Origin of the sequence: Acidovorax sp. Root568, from assembly GCF_001427445.1 — a bacterium.
GTDB classification, from domain to species: Bacteria; Pseudomonadota; Gammaproteobacteria; order Burkholderiales; family Burkholderiaceae_C; genus Acidovorax; species Acidovorax delafieldii.
This window is the reverse complement of sequence record NZ_LMGP01000018.1, coordinates 152,932-168,693: the sequence shown is the minus strand read 5'-3', so window position 1 is coordinate 168,693 and position 15,762 is coordinate 152,932. Positions and strand designations below refer to the sequence as shown.

Genomic DNA, 15,762 nt, shown 5'->3' with positions numbered 1-15,762 from the left:
TGAGAGACAACGGGGACCCAGCCCATAGCCCATGTGGCGCAGGGCTGGGGCGGGGGTATGGGGCCGCAGGGCACCATGTCAGACCGCAGTGCAACTCGTGCCCTTTGCTACTGCACACAGATACACTCATCGCAAGGAGAGAGAGCATGAACAGGCGCCCGTTTCGACCTGAAGAAGAAGACACCGGCAAATTCTTGGTTGATGTATTCAAGATCGCCCTTGGCGTGTTTATTGGCGGGCTTGCAGCCGCATTCGCCTACGAAGCAATCCTGACCTACCGGGCCGAAGAAGCGATGCGCAAAGCCGCTCAAGAGATCAAGGCTCAAGCCGCACGCACGAATGCGGAGATTGCCAAGCAGAATGAACTGAATCAGCAGGCCAAAGAGGAAGAGCGCCAGCACATGGAGGGCCTACGTGCTGCACAAGCCCTAGAGAAACGGCTTGAGTCTGAAAGGCGACAGCGGAAAGAGGACGCATGGGCAAGATTCCACCAACCCTCTCCAAACTGCAAACTGGACTCAGGCACCACTGCGTGCGCCAATGAATACATGGCCGCTCGAAAGCGCTTTGAGAGCCAGTACGTGGACCGTTGACGGTCTACGGATACGCGCGCGTTTCCACCACCGAGCAAAACACTGCCGTCCAGCTCGCGGCATTCAAACGCGCAGGAATCAAACACGTTGTGCAAGAGAAGCGCAGCGGCGTCGCGCGACGCCCTGAGCTGCAATCCCTCCTTGCAAAACTGCGCCCAGGTGACGTGCTGGTGGTCTACAAACTGGACCGCCTATCCCGCAGCCTACGGGACCTACTACGGCTGCTGGAATCGCTGGAGCAATCCAGCGTCGCATTCCGCAGCCTCACAGAGTCGATAGACACCAGTACCCCTGCTGGCCGCATGTTCTGCCACATGCTGGGCGCCTTCGCAGAGTTCGAAAGAGCCATGATCCGCGAGCGTTGCGCCGCTGGATTTGAAGCCGCAAAAGCTCGGGGTCAGAAGTTCGGAAGGGCACGCGCCATGCCCGAAAAAACCGAAGCCAAACTGGTCCGCATGTACCTCTCAGGCAACTACACCATGCAGGCCCTTGCGGACCACTTCGACGTGCACACCTCCAGCGTGAAACGAGCCATCTATCGGGTCACTAAACCCGACCACAGCAGCCTCAGATAGCCGAATGACAATGATCGCGTTTTGTCCTTCTGGAGCCCGCTGCTACGATGGCTGCAACCGGCCAGAAGCGGACATTGATCTTGGAAGAGGAAACGACATGAGCCAAGCCACAGACGGGCTGTCACAACCTGAGAGGCCATCGTCGGCATTTGAGCGGATAGGCGGGAAAGCGATCCTTCTTATGCTCGCCACCATGTCGGGTAGTGCAGGAGTCATCGCCTTGCAAACCGGAGAACTTGCCGAGGGAGGATCGCGTAGCGCCCCTTTACAAGTTAACGTTCTGCACGGAGTAGCCGCGTACACCAGTGGTGCGTTTCTCCTCTCCGTTAGTGCAACACTGCTCGTGTGCGCGCTGTCAGGGTTCAGATTCCGGCGGACGCTATTCGCCTTACTTACCTTTAACCTTGCGGCGTTCTTTGCGGCAATCGCCGGACGTATTTTTGCTCTGTAACCAAGGCGTTGACTTCCCGCTTTGGGCCCGCTAGCGCCCCTCGCCGTGGGGCAGAATGCGGCCACTACCGGCCGCTGGCTGATGCCGTTCAACTCGACCAGAAGAAGCCGCTATGACCAAGTATCAAGTCGCAATAATTCTGCTCATATTTGCCGTTGTGCAGCTAGTCATGGCGGTAAAGATCGCCAGGCTAAGCAAGCGAAAGTCTTCAGAAAAATCTGCGCAACTCGATGTAGAAATTGACCGTCTGAATGCAATTAGCAAGCGTATTCAGGTGGCGGCTTTCAGCGCACTTCTTGTTTGGCTGGGAATTCTATACTTCGCATAGCGGCCACAAACGGACATCTGTAAGACCAAATGACAGAAAAATTTGGAAGTGCAATCTATCTAGTGCTTGCGCTGCATGCGTACATGCTGTTTGTTGCGCTGTACTGTGGCTGGATAGGGTGGCGCGTCCGATTTCTAGGGGACTTAAAGTTGGTTCGCGACGCCAGTCACGCTCCACTCCCGCACGGGGCAGCTATTGCTAAGCGGTACGGAACCTCTTACATGGTTGTTGCGACCATGCTTGCCTTGCTCGCGGCCGGGACTCCCCTCGGTCTGCCGTTTGCGGTGTGGCTTGTGCTGAGCATCGTTGTAGTGATCGCTCAGCGGCTCTACCGCAGTGAGCTCGAAAGCCAAGCAAAAGGGCATAAATCGCCCTAGCACTGAGAGACTGCTCAGGGCCCAAAAGAGACATCGCGGATTCCTCAAGCCCGACGTTGATGGCAAAGTATTAAACGCGTTGCATTTCACCTTTGGCATCAGCCCTGCTGCGATTTGCCAGATTCATTCGCGCGCAGTGTTCTCCTCATTAAGAACCCCAGAGCCGCACTCAGCAGGCCGAACGCACCGAAGCCGTACACGCCTGCCTGCCAGAGGTTGCTGTGCGCGCTCTTAAACGCAGCAGTGTTCCCGCGAATCCATCCAGCAAGCCAATCGAGATACTCTAATTGCTTTGCATCAAAGCTCATGCGTACAACGAATGTTCTTTCAATTTCATCAATCGCGGACTCTGTGCTGACCTTGTCGAAAGGAATTTGTAGAAAGCAATAGGCGCACAGGCATAAAGCTGCTACTGAAAGAATAAAGTGGGCGACTACAAATTTGCGCATCTTGAGGAGTCAATTGGGGCTTTTTACCTTAGCGTGTCGGTCCCGAGTTCATAGGTTGCAAATGTCGACTTCTGGCCGAATTCTGCCGCACGTTGTAGGTTCGAAATGGTGCTGCGCAGCATCCACTTGCCCCCTTCCTGCGTTGGTTCGAAAACCACAGTCTCCGCCAGTTCTTGGCCCGGCGCAGCTACAACAGCGAAATGTGCGCAAAGGCCAGTGCAGCAACATGTCTGTGGCTGACCACCCCTCACCCAACCCAATTCACAAGAACGCATCTGCCCCCTAGACTGCGTTTTTACTGAACCTTGCCGCATTCATGGGCAGGATGGAGAAATTGGGTACGGGCCTGCGGCCTGAAGTGACCAGCCATGTTGAGGAGAGAAAGATGTTGTCGTCGGCCCTCTACGCATCGTTCTTTTTCACGGTGGCCCTGCTGGTCACCACCGCCTACTTCTTGATGGGTGGTCTGCCGCTTCTTACGCTAAAACATGACACCCCACTGGACGCGCGGTTCGTTCGGGGGTTTTTCAACGTGTACTACCGTGCTGCGTTCTGGGCGTCGCTGGGGGCGTTTGTCAGTTATGCGCTTTGGGGCAGGTACCCCTTTGCCATCGGCGTGGCGGTCAATGCCTGCATCGTCTCGCTGCTGCGCAAGCACTTGTTGCAAGCCATGCAGCAGCTCGGTGCACAGATCGAGGCGAGTAGCGACGGAGCGATTCACCACTTTCGCCGCGTGCATTCGGCGGCGCTCTTCGTCAACCTGGTTCAGCTGGTGGCGATCGTTTGGGGGCTGTTGTGGTTGTCCCAGCAGCTCAAGTAGACCTCCCGGTGGGGTGCCACGCCGGGCCTGTGCTCTGCGTGTGGCCTTTCTTTCACCTCGTCAGTCCCGCTCCCTGCGGTGCGATGGGGGTCAAATCTTCAGGGCGGCATACCTCTTCGCTGTGCGCCAACCGAATCCACAGACCGGTGCGTTTGATGATGACGTAGTCCACGCTCACCGTTCTGCCTTTGTAGAGAAATTGCGTGCCGGGTTTGTACAGAATCATTCTTGTGATGTAGCGCGCTGGGATGGCTGGGTGATGACGGCATCGCCCATACCGCAATGGTGCCGACAGATGGACACTGGGGCTTCGCGGCTCGGCAAAAGGCCTACGGCGCAGTCGCTTTTTCACCCCCGTGTTGATGCCTGAGGGCGGGAAAAAAAAGCCCGCAGGCTGCGGGCTTAACACTTGCGCGATGCAAGCGGGAGGGATGTCGAGGGGATCGACAGACCAATGTTAGGACGGTGACCAATGTGGGCATGTAGGACAGGACCGATTCCTCTAAGCTCCGTCGATCAGCAGCAGAAAGGGATCGTGGGTTAAGCGCCCGGGCAGCCCAACGTTCACGTTCCGTAAATCCTTGCGCAGCCCCGCCCCGTGGCCTTGGCCAGGTACATCGCGGAATCGGCCTTGCGCAGGAGTTCTTCGGCCTCGGTGCCGTCACCGGGCGACAGGACAATACCGATGGACGCGCCGATTTGCAGCGCATGCGCTTCGATCTCGGTGGGCCGGCCCAGGGCTTGAACCAGGCGGTCGGCCAGGCGGTACGCACTGTCACCGTCCGATACGCCCCGCTGCAGCAACGCGAACTCATCGCCGCCCAGGCGCGCCACCACATCGTCCTCGCGCGCGGCCTGCGTCAGTTGCCGGGCCACCCAAACCAGCAACTGGTCACCTACGGCGTGCCCGTGGCGGTCATTGACGGGTTTGAACCCATCCAGATCCACGTACAAGACAGCGAAGCCACGGCCCGACCGGTGCACGTCGGTGGCTGCGGCCTGCAATGCTTGCAAAAAGGCGGTGCGGTTGAGCAAGCCCGTCAAGCCGTCGTGCTCTGCCACATGGCGGATCTGCTGCTCGGCCTGCTTGCGCTGGGTGACATCGGTGAAGGTGCGCAGCGCGCCGCCGCCTTTGATGGGCACGGTCTGGACCTCCAGGATGCGGCCATCGGGCCGGGGACGGTCATACACCTGGGGCTGATCGACCCCGCCATTGCTGTGTCGCAGCAGGTCCTGCACTTCCTGCGATGCGCCCTGGAATTCGCCACGAGCCCGCAGGTAGGCCAGCACATTCACCAGCGTGGGCTTGGATGCCATCAGCTCGGCCGGCAGGTCCAGCAGTTCCATGGCCCGGCGGTTGCACAGCTCGACCACCCCCGTGGCGCTGATCTTGGCCACGCCCTGGTCCATGTGCTCCAGCGTGGCTTCGAGCAGGATGGATTTCTCGCGCAATTGCGCCTCGCTGTCGCGGGCGCTGCGTTCCGCCTGGGCCAGCAGGCGCTGCTGGCGCTTGAGCTCGGTGATGTCCACATGGGCGTAGAACACCGTGCCGTCGCTGCCCTGCTTGGCGATGACGCGGCTCCAGCGGCTGCGCGGCAAGGGCACCTCAAACGGCGCCCCAGCAAAACGCATGTGCTCCTGCAAGATCGACAGGCCGTCGTAAAAAGGCGCCATATCTCCCTGGCCTTCGACGGACCAGGCGTGGCGGTACACCTCGTCAAACGCCAGACCCATTGCGGCAGCGCGGTCTGGCAGGTGGTACATCTGCATGAAGGGCTGATTGACCCACTGGATGCGCTGGTCTTCAGCGCAGATCATCAGCCCATCGGGAATGCGGTCAAACAGTTCGGTGCTTTCGATCACCGGACTGCGCAGGTAGCCGGGTTCGTGGATGTCGGCGCTGGATTGCGCGGCCATGTCAATGGATGCGCTCTGAGCCGGTAGCGCCTCGGCACGCCACACACGCACCCGCCCCCCGCCATCGATGGGCAACGACGACACATGGACGCGCAGCCCCCGGTGCTCAAAGCTGTAAGGCCGGGTCTGTGCGCGGTGCCGCTCAACACCGGCCGTGATGTAGCGTTCGATGTTGGGCAGCTCCTGGGCATCCAGCCGCTGGGTGTAGAAGCGGCGCAGGTTGGCCTCGTAAGGCTCGCCCACGTACACATGCCCCGCGTGCTCTGGAAAGAACTTGAAGAAGGTACTGTTCCAGGCCAGCGTGCGGTCGGTGTCGTCAAACGCACACAGCGCAACATCCAGACCATCCAGGGTGTCGCCCAGGGCACGGATGAGGCGAAGGCGGGAATCGTCAGGCATGGTCAGAAGGTTCGGTACGGCGACGTCGACACAGGCCCGCGCATCACGCAGCCCCAGATGGCAAGGGCCCGCCGTTGCCAACACACAACGCACAACGGCGGACGCTCCATTGTGCGGAACCGGGCTTACGGCAACCCGTCGAGGAGTGGTGGCCCCGCGATCAGTTGGCGAGCATGTTGCCATCTCACAACACATCTTGATACAAGTCAAGAACCCGCTCCAGCGGAGACGGATGCAGGCAACAGCCCGTTACGGCTGGAAACCGGCCCATATTGCTACGGAAACCCCATGGCACCTGCATTCCGCTATGGTGGGCGTTTTGAACTCAGGAGCCCGCTGCCATGATGAAGACCCGCCCCACTTTTGCCGTCGCCTGCTGCCTGGCCCTGGGAGCGGCCGTCACCGGTTGCGCGGGTTATGGGCAGACACCCGCGCTATCGGCGGGCTCGGCCGCCGCAGGGTCTGGATCACCCCCCGCCAGCGTGTGCAACGCCCAGCCCGCGCAGTTTGTCGTGGGGCAAAACAGCACCGCATCGGTTGTTGAATCTGCTCGTCAGCGCTCGGGCGCGCAGACGGCGCGCATCCTGCGCCCAGGGCAAATCATCACCAAGGAATACGACACCCAGCGGCTGAACCTGGAGGTAGACGGCAATGGCCGCATCCTTGCGGCAAAGTGTGGCTGAGCTTGCCCCCGGCTGCTGAATGGCCTGAGGGCCTGCCAACAATCTCCCGGGAGATCACAAACCGGCTTTGATGGAGCCTCCCTCCGTCAGTCCGCCAGGAACAGCTCCTGCAGATCGCTCAGAAAGTCAAAGCCCCGCTCGGTAGGCCACACGCGCGCCATGTCGCGCTCGATCAGGCCCTTGCGCTCGGCTGCTTCCAGGCCCTTGGCGATGGCGGTCAACGGCAGGCCTGTGCGGGCCATGAAGTCCTGCAGCGCAAAGCCTTCGCGCAGGCGCAGGGCGTTGAGCATGTACTCAAACGGCAGATCGGCGCGGCGCACCTCGTCGTCCTGCGCCACGGCATGGCCTGCCAGGGCGTTGTCCATGTAGCGCGCGGGGTCCCGAAAGCGCACCTGCCGCACCACGCGGTGCGCAAAGCTCAGCTTGCTGTGCGCGCCCGCGCCGATGCCCAGGTAGTCGCCAAACTGCCAGTAGTTGGTGTTGTGAAAACACTGGTGGCCCGGCTGCGCATACGCAGAAATCTCGTACCGCGCCATGCCCGCCTGCCCCGTCATCTCGGTGATGCGGTCAAGCATCGCGTAAGCCTGGTCGTCCTCGGGGATGGCCGGGGGGAACTTGGCGAAGTAGGTATTGGGCTCGATGGTGAGGTGGTAGATGGAGATGTGCGGCGGCTTGAAGGCCAGCGCCGTTCGCAGGTCCTGCTCCAGCTCTGGCAGCGTCTGGCCCGGCAAGGCGTACATGATGTCGAGGTTGAAGGTGTCGAAGGACGCAGCAGCCTCCTCCACCGCCGCCATCGCCTGGGAACGGTCGTGCACGCGGCCCAGGGCCTTCAGGTGCTGGTCGTTAAAGCTCTGCACCCCCACCGACAGGCGCGTGACGCCCGCCGCGCGGAAGGCGCGAAAACGGTCTTTCTCGAACGTACCGGGGTTGGCCTCCATCGTGATCTCGCAATCTGGCTCCAGCCGCAGGCGGGCGCGGATGTCGCCGATCAGCCGGTCGATGGCTGCCGGCGAAAACAGGCTGGGCGTGCCGCCGCCGATGAAGATGCTGTGCACGGACCGCCCCCAGACCAGGGGCAGCGCGGCCTCCAGGTCGGCCATCAGGGCATCGATGTAGCGCTGCTCGGGCACCTCGCCACCAGTGGCATCCGCGCGAAATTCGTGCGAGTTGAAGTCGCAGTACGGACATTTCTTGAGGCACCAGGGCAGGTGTACGTACAGCGACAGGGGCGGCAGGCTGGGCAGCTGCAACAGGCCCGGACGCATGTAGTGCTGGATGTCGCGCACCACGGCAGGTTCGGCCTCGGCCTGTGGCGTGATCGGAATATGAACCACGGTCAGCGCCCTTCTACAACCAGCGTTCGCGCATCAGCGCCAGCATCTGTGCGGCCGATCGACCCCGGTGGCTGTGGGCGTTTTTCACCTCCACAGGCAGCTCGGCAAAGGTCTTGCCGAACTCAGGGATGAACATCACGGGGTCGAAGCCAAAGCCGTTGCTGCCCCGGGGTTCGGTGGTGATCTCGCCCACCACGCGGCCTACGGCGATCAGCGGCTCCGGGTCTTGCGGGCTGCGCACGGCGACCAGGGTGCTGACCATGGCGGCGCGGCGGTTGGTCACGCCTTGCAGTTGCTCCAGCAGCGCGCGCACGTTGTTGTCGTCGCTTTTCTCGTAGCCGAACTGGGTGCAGTAATACGCGGTGTCCACGCCCGGCAGGCCGCCAAAAGCGTCCACACACATGCCGGCATCGTCGGCCAGCGCCGGCAAGCCCGTGTGTTCGGATGCAAACCTTGCCTTGGCCAGGGCGTTTTCGACAAAGGTGCGGTAAGGCTCCTCGGCCTCACCCACACCCAGGTCGGCTTGGCGCACCAGTTCCACGCCCAGGGGCGCAAACATGGCCTGCAACTCGGCCAGTTTGCCGCGGTTGTTGGATGCCAGAACAATTTTCATGGTCAAAATGGCCGCAAGCGCTAGTGAAATATGCGCAAGCAGCTATCAATTAAGGAGTATTTTGCAGGGCTTGCTGCTGCAGCTGCACCAGCTGGGCGATGCCCTGTTCGGCCAGCCCCAGCAGTTGGTCCATCTCGGCGCGGGTAAAGGCCACGCCTTCGGCTGTGCCCTGCACCTCCACATAGTGGCCTGCGCCCGTCATTACGACGTTCATGTCGGTGTCGCAATCCACGTCCTCCACATATTCCAGGTCCAGCAGCGGCGTGCCCTGCACGATGCCCACCGAAATGGCTGCTACGGGCTGCAGCAGCGGCGACTGGGCGATTTTGCCGCTGGCCAGCAGCTGGTTGACCGCATCCTGGGCCGCGACCCAGGCGCCCGTGATAGCGGCGGTGCGTGTGCCCCCATCGGCCTGGATCACGTCGCAGTCGATCTGTATGGTGCGCTCACCCAATAGCTTGAGGTCAAACACGGCGCGCAGGCTGCGGCCGATGAGGCGCTGGATCTCCTGCGTGCGGCCGGTCTGCTTGCCCCGTGCGGCCTCGCGGTCGCTGCGGGTGTGGGTGGCGCGCGGCAGCATGCCGTACTCCGCCGTGACCCAGCCCTCGCCGCTACTGCGCTTGTGCGGGGGCACACGCTCTTCCACCGAGGCGGTGCAGAGCACCTTGGTGTTGCCAAACTCAATCAGCACCGAGCCTTCGGCGTGCATGGTGTAGTGGCGCGTGATGCGCACAGGGCGCAGTTGGTTGGCGGCGCGGTTGCCGGTGCGGATGAAGGTGGTCATGTGATTCTCTGTATGGAGCGGGTCGCCCACCTGCGCCATGAGGTGGGCGATGAAAGGCGAAAAAACCTGGTTCCATGCATTCGCATGGAGGGAGCCTGGATGCAACCCACAGCGCCGATGGCAGTTCAGGCCTTGCGGGCAGCAGAGCGACGGATGGCTTCGTTGATTTCGGCGATCGACCGCTCGATGGCCGCATCGTCCAGGTCATCCACCAGCCCATCGAGCGGGCCCGCCTGGATGGTGGACGCAAACACGTCGTCGCTGATGCTGTCCGTGGACACCCCCTGGGTGGACTCGAACGCATCTGGCGTCTCCCACTCCAGAGCCACCACGGTCACGTTGTCACTGCTGTCCCCGGCTTTGCGAAGCGCATCTTCCACCAGCTCGGGCACAGCGTGCGACACGGTATTGCGGCCCAGCTGCTTGGCGATGTCTTCGTCGCTGAGCGTGCCCCACAGGCCGTCTGAGCACAACAGAATACGGTCGCCCTGCTCCAGGTACACAGGGCCGGTGATGTCGTAAATGGGCTTGGTGGGCGAACCCAGGCAGGTGAACAGCACGTTGCGGTTGATCTTGTCCAGACCAGGGGGCGGCGTGTTGCGCAACTCCATGTACGAGTGGTCCCGCGTACGGGTCAGCAGATCGCCATCGCGCACCATGTACAGGCGCGAGTCTCCGCAATGGATCCAGGTGGCGGTACCGGCCTGCAACACCGCCGCGACCAAGGTGGTGCGCGGTGTGTCGAGCATGCCTTTCTCCGTGGCGTAGCGCAGGATCTGGTGGTGTGCCGCGAGCAACGCGCCGGACAGGAACTCCTGCACATCCTTGAGCTGGGGCTTGGCCTGGCGCTGGAACAGCGCCGAGATGGTCTGCAGCGCGATCTGTGCGGCCACTTCACCTTCAGGGTGGCCACCCATGCCGTCGGCCAATACAAACAGGCCCGATTCGCGCGTGTAGCAATAGCCCATGCGGTCTTCGTTCTTCTCGCGGCCGCCACGGCGGCTGATCTGGAATACCGAGAACTTCATAAGGACTCACGCAAACAAGGATGCACCCGGGCGCCATCCGTGGACATGTACCTCGCCCGAACCCGCATTGCGTGCGCCTGGTTCATTTGGGCTTGGCTCCGATACCGGTGGCTTCACCCACCTTCTGCACATTTTTCTTGGTGTCAGACACCAGGGTGTCCAATTGCAGCCGCATCTTCTCGGCCACCGTGAGCTTGGTGTAGCGGCGCTCACCCTCGCGGCTGAGCTCTTTTTGCAAGGCAAACACCGACTGGGGGCGGGACAGCGGGTCAAGCGCCATGCACCACTCCACCACCTCAATCAGGTTGTCGGAATACACGCCACGCAACTTGGTCAGGGCGAGCGACAGGCGGTCCTTGTCCACGCGCTGCGGCGCCTCGTTGGGCGGAAAGCCCTGCATGCAAGCGTAAATGCAGGCGCCGATGGCATAGATGTCGGTCCACGGCCCCATCTGCGAATCGCGCCGGTACATCTCGGGCGCAGCAAAGCCGGGGGTGTACATGGGGCGGATGAAATTGCCTTCCTTGCTCAGCACTTCGCGCGCCGCGCCGAAGTCGATCATCACGGCCTTGTTGTCGTCGGTGATGAAGATGTTGGCGGGCTTGATGTCCAAGTGCAGCATCTTGTGCTGGTGCACGATGCGCAGGCCGCGCAGCACTTCATCGAACAACGAGCGGATGGTGGACTCGCGGAACACCTTCTGTGTCTTGAGGTCGCGGGCGGTGATGATGAAGTCCTGCAGGGTCGCGCCCTCCAGATAGTTCATCACCATGTAAACGGTTTCGTTCTCGCGGAAGAAATTGAGCACGCTCACCACGGAGGCGTGCGAGATCTGAGCCAGCGAGCGGCCCTCTTCAAAGAAGCTCTTAAGCCCCAGGCGGTACAGCGAGAGCTTTTCGGGCGGCACCTTCGGAAGCAACTCACCAGGAGCGCGGGTCGCCAGGGACGAAGGAAGGTACTCCTTGATGGCCACCTGCTGGCCTTCGGCGTCGAGGGCCAGATAGACCACACCAAAACCACCGGAGGACAACCGGCGCACCACACGGTAACCGCCAATTGCGGTATCGGGCGGCAAGGGGGCCGGTTTGATTTTTGACATATTTTGCGAAGATGATTCGGGGGTAAGGCGGAACCCGGATAATCGCCGGATCGCAAGCAACCATCAAAAAGTCCAATGCCAGTTTACAGCATGACCGGATACGCCAGCGCACAGCATGGCGCATCTGCCACTGGCGCTGAAACCGACGCCCGCGCCCCCCAGACGCGCCGGCTGGGACTGGAAATCCGATCCGTCAACAGCCGCTTTCTGGACCTGTCGTTTCGCCTGCCTGACGAGCTGCGCGCTACGGAGCCCACGCTGCGCAGCCTGCTCACAGCGCGCCTGAAACGTGGCAAGGTCGAAGTGCGAGCCGCCCTCGACACCGACGACAGCAACAGCCTGCAAGACCCGCCAGCGCGACTGCTGCAGCGGCTCAACTCTTTGCAGGATTCCGTCAGGGCTTGGCTGCCCAGCGCAGCCCCCCTCACCGTGGCCGACGCTTTGCGCCTGTGTGCCAATGCACATTCGGGCACCGAGGACTGGAGCGAAGCCGTTCCGGCCCTCGCCGAAGAAGCCCTGACCGCCTTGCTGGCCGCCCGCGAACGTGAGGGCAAGCGCCTCGCGACCATGCTGCTGGATCGCGTCAAGCAGCTGCGGGCCTTGGCCGAACAAGCCGTCCCCATGGTTCCGCTGCTGGTGGAGCAGCAACGCCTGCGATTCATGGAGCGCTGGAAAGAGGCGATGGCCCTCACCGACGGCTCTACCCTCCCCGAGGCAGCCCGTGACCGCGCATTGACCGAGGCCACGGCGTTTGCCATCCGCATCGACGTGGCAGAAGAGATCACGCGGCTGGATTCGCACCTGGATGAAATCGAGCGCCTGCTGAAAAAAGGTGGCGAAGTGGGCAAGCGCCTTGACTTCCTGATCCAGGAACTCCACCGCGAAGCCAACACGCTGGGCTCCAAATCTGCCGCGCTCGACCTCACCCGCATCAGCGTGGACATGAAGGTGCTGATCGAGCAGATGCGCGAGCAAGTGCAAAATATCGAATGACACTCATTTTTTGATAGCGCCTTGCGCACATCAACCATGGACTATCCAGGAAATCTCATCGTCGTGGCAGCACCCAGTGGTGCTGGCAAGTCCAGCTTGGTCAAGGCCTTGCTGGAGCTGGACTCGCATGTCCACCCCTCCATCTCGCACACCACCCGTGCGCCCCGCGGCCAGGAAAAGCATGGCCGCGAATACTTCTTCGCGTCGGAGTCCGAGTTCGATGCCATGGTGCAAGGCAACGCGTTTGTCGAATGGGCCCATGTTCACGGCAACCGCTACGGCACCTCCAAGAAAGCCATCGAAGAGCGCATTGCCCAGGGCTCAGATGTGATTCTGGAAATCGATTTCCAGGGCGCACTGCAGATCAAGCAGGCATTTGCCAATGCGGTGCTGGTTTTCATCCTCCCGCCCAGCTGGGAAGAACTGCGATCGCGGCTGGAGCGGCGGGGCGAAGACTCTGCGGATGTCATCGAGGTACGCCTCAAAAATGCTGCCATCGAGATGGCCCAGGTCAGCAAATTCGACTTCGTTATAATTAACGAGTTGTTTGAGCGCGCGCTTTTCGACCTGAAAGCCGTAGTTCACGCCCAGCGACTCAAGTACGCCGCTCAGCGCCGCGCCCGTGCTGACACCTTTCAGTCGCTCAATATCACCTGAATCCCCGGAGTAAACGATGGCACGCATCACCGTAGAAGACTGTCTGGAAAAGATCCCCAACCGCTTTCAGCTCGTACTGGCCGCCACGTACCGTGCCCGCATGCTCAGCCAGGGCCATGCTCCACGCATCGAAAGCCGCAATAAGCCCGCCGTGACTGCCCTGCGTGAAATCGCCGAAGGCAAAGTGGGTCTGGAGATGCTCAAGAAGGTTCCCGGTTGAACGTTCTGCTGGGCAATGCCCACCCAAAAGCACCGCGCCAGCGGTGCTTTTTTTTGCCCGAAAGCCCTCTGGCGCAGTCCCGCGCTACATTTAAGGCATGAACGCGGTGCTCAATTCACCTTCTGCAACGCAGCCCCGCCCGGGTGACCCATCTCCGGCAGGCAATCTCTCGGCAGCCGCTGCGGCCGCCAATGCGGCTGCGGCCAGCTTCGCCGCACTGACCGATAGCCTGGACTACCTGGACGCCGTCAGCATTGAGCAGGTGCGCCAGGCGTACCGTTTTGCTGACGAAGCCCACCTGGGGCAGTTGCGCAACAGCGGTGAGCCCTACATCACCCACCCTATTGCAGTGGCCGCACAGTGCGCGGCGTGGAAGCTCGATGCCCAGGCGCTGATGGCCGCGCTACTGCACGACGCCATGGAAGACTGCGGCGTGACCAAGGCCGACCTGATCGACCGGTTTGGCGCCCCTGTGGCCGAACTGGTGGATGGCCTTACCAAACTGGACAAACTGCAGTTCAACACTCGCGAAGAAAATCAAGCCGAGTCGTTTCGCAAAATGCTGCTGGCCATGGCGCGTGATGTACGCGTCATCCTCATCAAGCTGGCCGACCGCACGCACAACATGCGCACGCTGTCGGACATGCCGCGCAGCAAATGGGGCCGCATCTCGTCCGAGACGCTGGAAATTTATGCCCCCATTGCCCACCGCCTGGGCCTGAATCAGACCTATCGTGAACTGCAGGACCTGGCCTTCCGACACCTGCACCCCTGGCGCTATGCGACCTTGGCCAAGGCCGTCAACAAATCCCGCAACCGCCGACGCGATCTGGTTCAGAAGGTGCAGGCCGAAGTGGATGCCGCCTTCTCCAAGATCGGCATGAAGGTGCGCCTGGCAGGCCGCGAGAAAACGCTGTATGCCATCTATCAAAAGATGGACCTCAAGCACCTGAGCTTTGCCCAGGTGACGGACATCTATGGCTTTCGAGTCATCGTGCCGACTGTGACCGATTGCTACACCGCCTTGGGTGTACTGCACCAGATGTACAAGCCGGTACCTGGAAAGTTCAAGGACCATATTGCCATTGCCAAACTCAACGGCTATCAGTCTCTGCACACCACCCTGGTGGGGCCTTCGGGCGTGAACATCGAGTTCCAGATGCGCACCGATGAGATGCACGTGATTGCCGAAGCCGGCGTGGCAGCACACTGGCTGTACAAGGCCCAGGACGGGGAAGGCACGGCAGCCGAGCGCCTTGGAACCAAGTGGCTGCAGTCCTTGCTGGACATACAGAACGAAACGCGGGATGCGGCGGAGTTCTGGGATCACGTCAAGGTGGACCTGTTTCCCGATGCGGTCTACGTCTTCACACCCAAAAGTCAGATCATGGCGTTGCCGCGCGGCGCCACGGTGGTGGACTTTGCCTATGCCATTCACAGCAATGTGGGTGACCGGACGACCGCCGCCAAGATCAATAACGAGCAGGTTCCGCTGCGCACCGAACTCAAGAACGGGGATGTGGTTGAGATCATCACCGACCCCGTTTCCACACCCAACCCAGCGTGGCTTGGTTTTGTGCGCACGGGCCGGGCACGGTCCAAGATCCGCCATTACCTCAAAACCTTGGCCCAAACCGAGTCCGAAGGGCTGGGTGAAAAACTGTTGACCCAAGCCATCCGAGCGGAAGGCCTCGAACAACTGCCCCCCGTCAGCGCTGAGACCCAACCGCTGTGGGACAAGCTGCTGCGCTTCACCGGCAATCGCACGCGCAGCGAGCTGATGACCGATCTGGGCCTGGGCAAACGCATTGCCAGCATCGTCGCCAAACGGTTGATGGTGCTGATGTCGGAGCATGGCCACCGTCCGGATGCTCTGCTCATGACTCGTGAGCGCTACACATCTCACGAAACCCTGTCGCAAGGGGCCGTCACGCTGGATGGCAGCGAGAATGCCTCTGTGCAATATGCCACCTGCTGCCGCCCCGTGCCGGGCGACAGCATCGTCGGTTATCTGGGCCGCGGTGAGGGACTGGTCGTGCACAACGCACATTGCAGTGTCGCCAAACGTCTGCAGCATAAAGACAGCGAACGCTTCATTGCCGTGGACTGGTCGGACGAGCCCACCCGAATGTTCGAAACGGGCGTGGTCGTTACCGTGAACAACGGCAAGGGGGTGCTGGCACGCGTGGCAGCGGAGCTTGCAAATTCAGAGGCCGACATCACCCACGTGGACATGGACGATGAGGCAGCCTTGGACACCACGGATCTGCGATTCATCGTGGCGGTTCGCGATCAGGCCCATCTCGAGCTGGCATTGCGCAACCTGCGCCGCACACAGGCTGTGCTGCGTGCAGCCAGGATTACTCCACAACCCTGACACCTCAGCACGGCACCAAGCCCTGAGGTCGATACGACAGGCGCGCAGCTCGGCGTCTGTGTGCG

Annotated in this window: 17 protein-coding genes; 10 read left to right on the top strand and 7 right to left on the bottom strand. The window is 61.4% G+C overall.

The features are described from left to right. Positions 1 to 146: 146 nt before the first annotated feature. The 4 genes from ASD75_RS18665 to ASD75_RS18650 all read left to right on the top strand — a co-directional run bounded on the left by ASD75_RS18665 (position 147) and on the right by ASD75_RS18650 (position 1,947). Positions 147 to 593: a hypothetical protein gene (locus tag ASD75_RS18665; protein WP_056747330.1), complete on the top strand. Its 447-nt coding sequence runs from the start codon at positions 147 to 149 to the stop codon at positions 591 to 593. Further along, positions 590 to 1,168 (top strand): recombinase family protein, encoded by a 579-nt coding sequence (locus ASD75_RS18660; RefSeq protein WP_056747329.1) that lies wholly within the window; start codon positions 590 to 592, stop codon positions 1,166 to 1,168. Before ASD75_RS18665 ends, ASD75_RS18660 begins: the two co-directional genes overlap by 4 nt. A gap of 97 nt (positions 1,169 to 1,265) precedes the next feature. Continuing rightward, positions 1,266 to 1,619: a hypothetical protein gene (locus ASD75_RS18655; protein ID WP_056747328.1), complete on the top strand. Its 354-nt coding sequence runs from the start codon at positions 1,266 to 1,268 to the stop codon at positions 1,617 to 1,619. 112 nt (positions 1,620 to 1,731) lie between these two features. Next, entirely contained in the window at positions 1,732 to 1,947 is a 216-nt protein-coding gene (locus ASD75_RS18650) for a hypothetical protein (RefSeq protein WP_056747327.1), read from the top strand. 475 nt (positions 1,948 to 2,422) lie between these two features. Here ASD75_RS18650 and ASD75_RS23800 read toward each other — a convergent pair whose 3' ends face one another. Continuing rightward, positions 2,423 to 2,773, bottom strand: a complete 351-nt coding sequence (locus ASD75_RS23800) for a hypothetical protein (RefSeq protein WP_156401052.1) — start codon at positions 2,771 to 2,773, stop codon at positions 2,423 to 2,425. A 325-nt stretch (positions 2,774 to 3,098) separates the two neighbouring features. Between ASD75_RS23800 and ASD75_RS18635 the strand changes: the two genes are divergently transcribed. Next, complete coding sequence (locus tag ASD75_RS18635) at positions 3,099 to 3,593, top strand: hypothetical protein (RefSeq protein ID WP_235511656.1); 495 nt, start codon at positions 3,099 to 3,101, stop codon at positions 3,591 to 3,593. 564 nt (positions 3,594 to 4,157) lie between these two features. On the opposite strand, the gene ASD75_RS18630 is transcribed toward ASD75_RS18635, so the two are convergent. Then, entirely contained in the window at positions 4,158 to 5,909 is a 1,752-nt protein-coding gene (locus ASD75_RS18630) for a GGDEF domain-containing protein (RefSeq protein WP_056747324.1), read from the bottom strand. Positions 5,910 to 6,250: 341 nt separating this feature from the next. Between ASD75_RS18630 and ASD75_RS18625 the strand changes: the two genes are divergently transcribed. Then, entirely contained in the window at positions 6,251 to 6,592 is a 342-nt protein-coding gene (locus ASD75_RS18625) for an I78 family peptidase inhibitor (RefSeq protein ID WP_056747323.1), read from the top strand. Positions 6,593 to 6,678: 86 nt separating this feature from the next. Here ASD75_RS18625 and hemW read toward each other — a convergent pair whose 3' ends face one another. The 5 genes from hemW to ASD75_RS18600 form a co-directional block, all read right to left on the bottom strand. After that, positions 6,679 to 7,857 carry a radical SAM family heme chaperone HemW gene (gene hemW / locus ASD75_RS18620; RefSeq protein WP_369817511.1) on the bottom strand — a complete coding sequence of 393 codons (1,179 nt, stop codon included), beginning with the start codon at positions 7,855 to 7,857 and terminating at the stop codon, positions 6,679 to 6,681. 82 nt (positions 7,858 to 7,939) lie between these two features. Then, positions 7,940 to 8,539, bottom strand: coding sequence for an RdgB/HAM1 family non-canonical purine NTP pyrophosphatase (gene rdgB, locus ASD75_RS18615; protein ID WP_056747321.1), 600 nt, complete (start codon positions 8,537 to 8,539; stop codon positions 7,940 to 7,942). Between the two features lie 49 nt (positions 8,540 to 8,588). Continuing rightward, the gene (gene rph / locus ASD75_RS18610) at positions 8,589 to 9,323 is read right to left on the bottom strand and encodes a ribonuclease PH (protein WP_056747713.1); all 735 of its coding nucleotides are present in this window, start codon (positions 9,321 to 9,323) and stop codon (positions 8,589 to 8,591) included. Between the two features lie 125 nt (positions 9,324 to 9,448). Continuing rightward, complete coding sequence (locus ASD75_RS18605) at positions 9,449 to 10,351, bottom strand: PP2C family serine/threonine-protein phosphatase (protein ID WP_056747320.1); 903 nt, start codon at positions 10,349 to 10,351, stop codon at positions 9,449 to 9,451. Between the two features lie 82 nt (positions 10,352 to 10,433). Further along, entirely contained in the window at positions 10,434 to 11,450 is a 1,017-nt protein-coding gene (locus tag ASD75_RS18600; RefSeq protein WP_015012787.1) for a serine/threonine-protein kinase, read from the bottom strand. A 90-nt stretch (positions 11,451 to 11,540) separates the two neighbouring features. Here ASD75_RS18600 and ASD75_RS18595 point away from each other — a divergent pair, with 90 nt between their 5' ends. The 4 genes from ASD75_RS18595 (at position 11,541) to ASD75_RS18580 (ending at position 15,697) form a co-directional block, all read left to right on the top strand. Continuing rightward, positions 11,541 to 12,443, top strand: coding sequence for a YicC/YloC family endoribonuclease (locus ASD75_RS18595; RefSeq protein ID WP_056747319.1), 903 nt, complete (start codon positions 11,541 to 11,543; stop codon positions 12,441 to 12,443). A gap of 36 nt (positions 12,444 to 12,479) precedes the next feature. Beyond that, complete coding sequence (gene gmk / locus ASD75_RS18590; protein WP_056060545.1) at positions 12,480 to 13,100, top strand: guanylate kinase; 621 nt, start codon at positions 12,480 to 12,482, stop codon at positions 13,098 to 13,100. Positions 13,101 to 13,116: 16 nt separating this feature from the next. Further along, entirely contained in the window at positions 13,117 to 13,320 is a 204-nt protein-coding gene (gene rpoZ, locus ASD75_RS18585) for a DNA-directed RNA polymerase subunit omega (RefSeq protein WP_005794722.1), read from the top strand. Positions 13,321 to 13,417: 97 nt separating this feature from the next. Then, the gene (locus ASD75_RS18580; protein WP_056060542.1) at positions 13,418 to 15,697 is read left to right on the top strand and encodes a bifunctional (p)ppGpp synthetase/guanosine-3',5'-bis(diphosphate) 3'-pyrophosphohydrolase; all 2,280 of its coding nucleotides are present in this window, start codon (positions 13,418 to 13,420) and stop codon (positions 15,695 to 15,697) included. Positions 15,698 to 15,762: the final 65 nt, after the last annotated feature.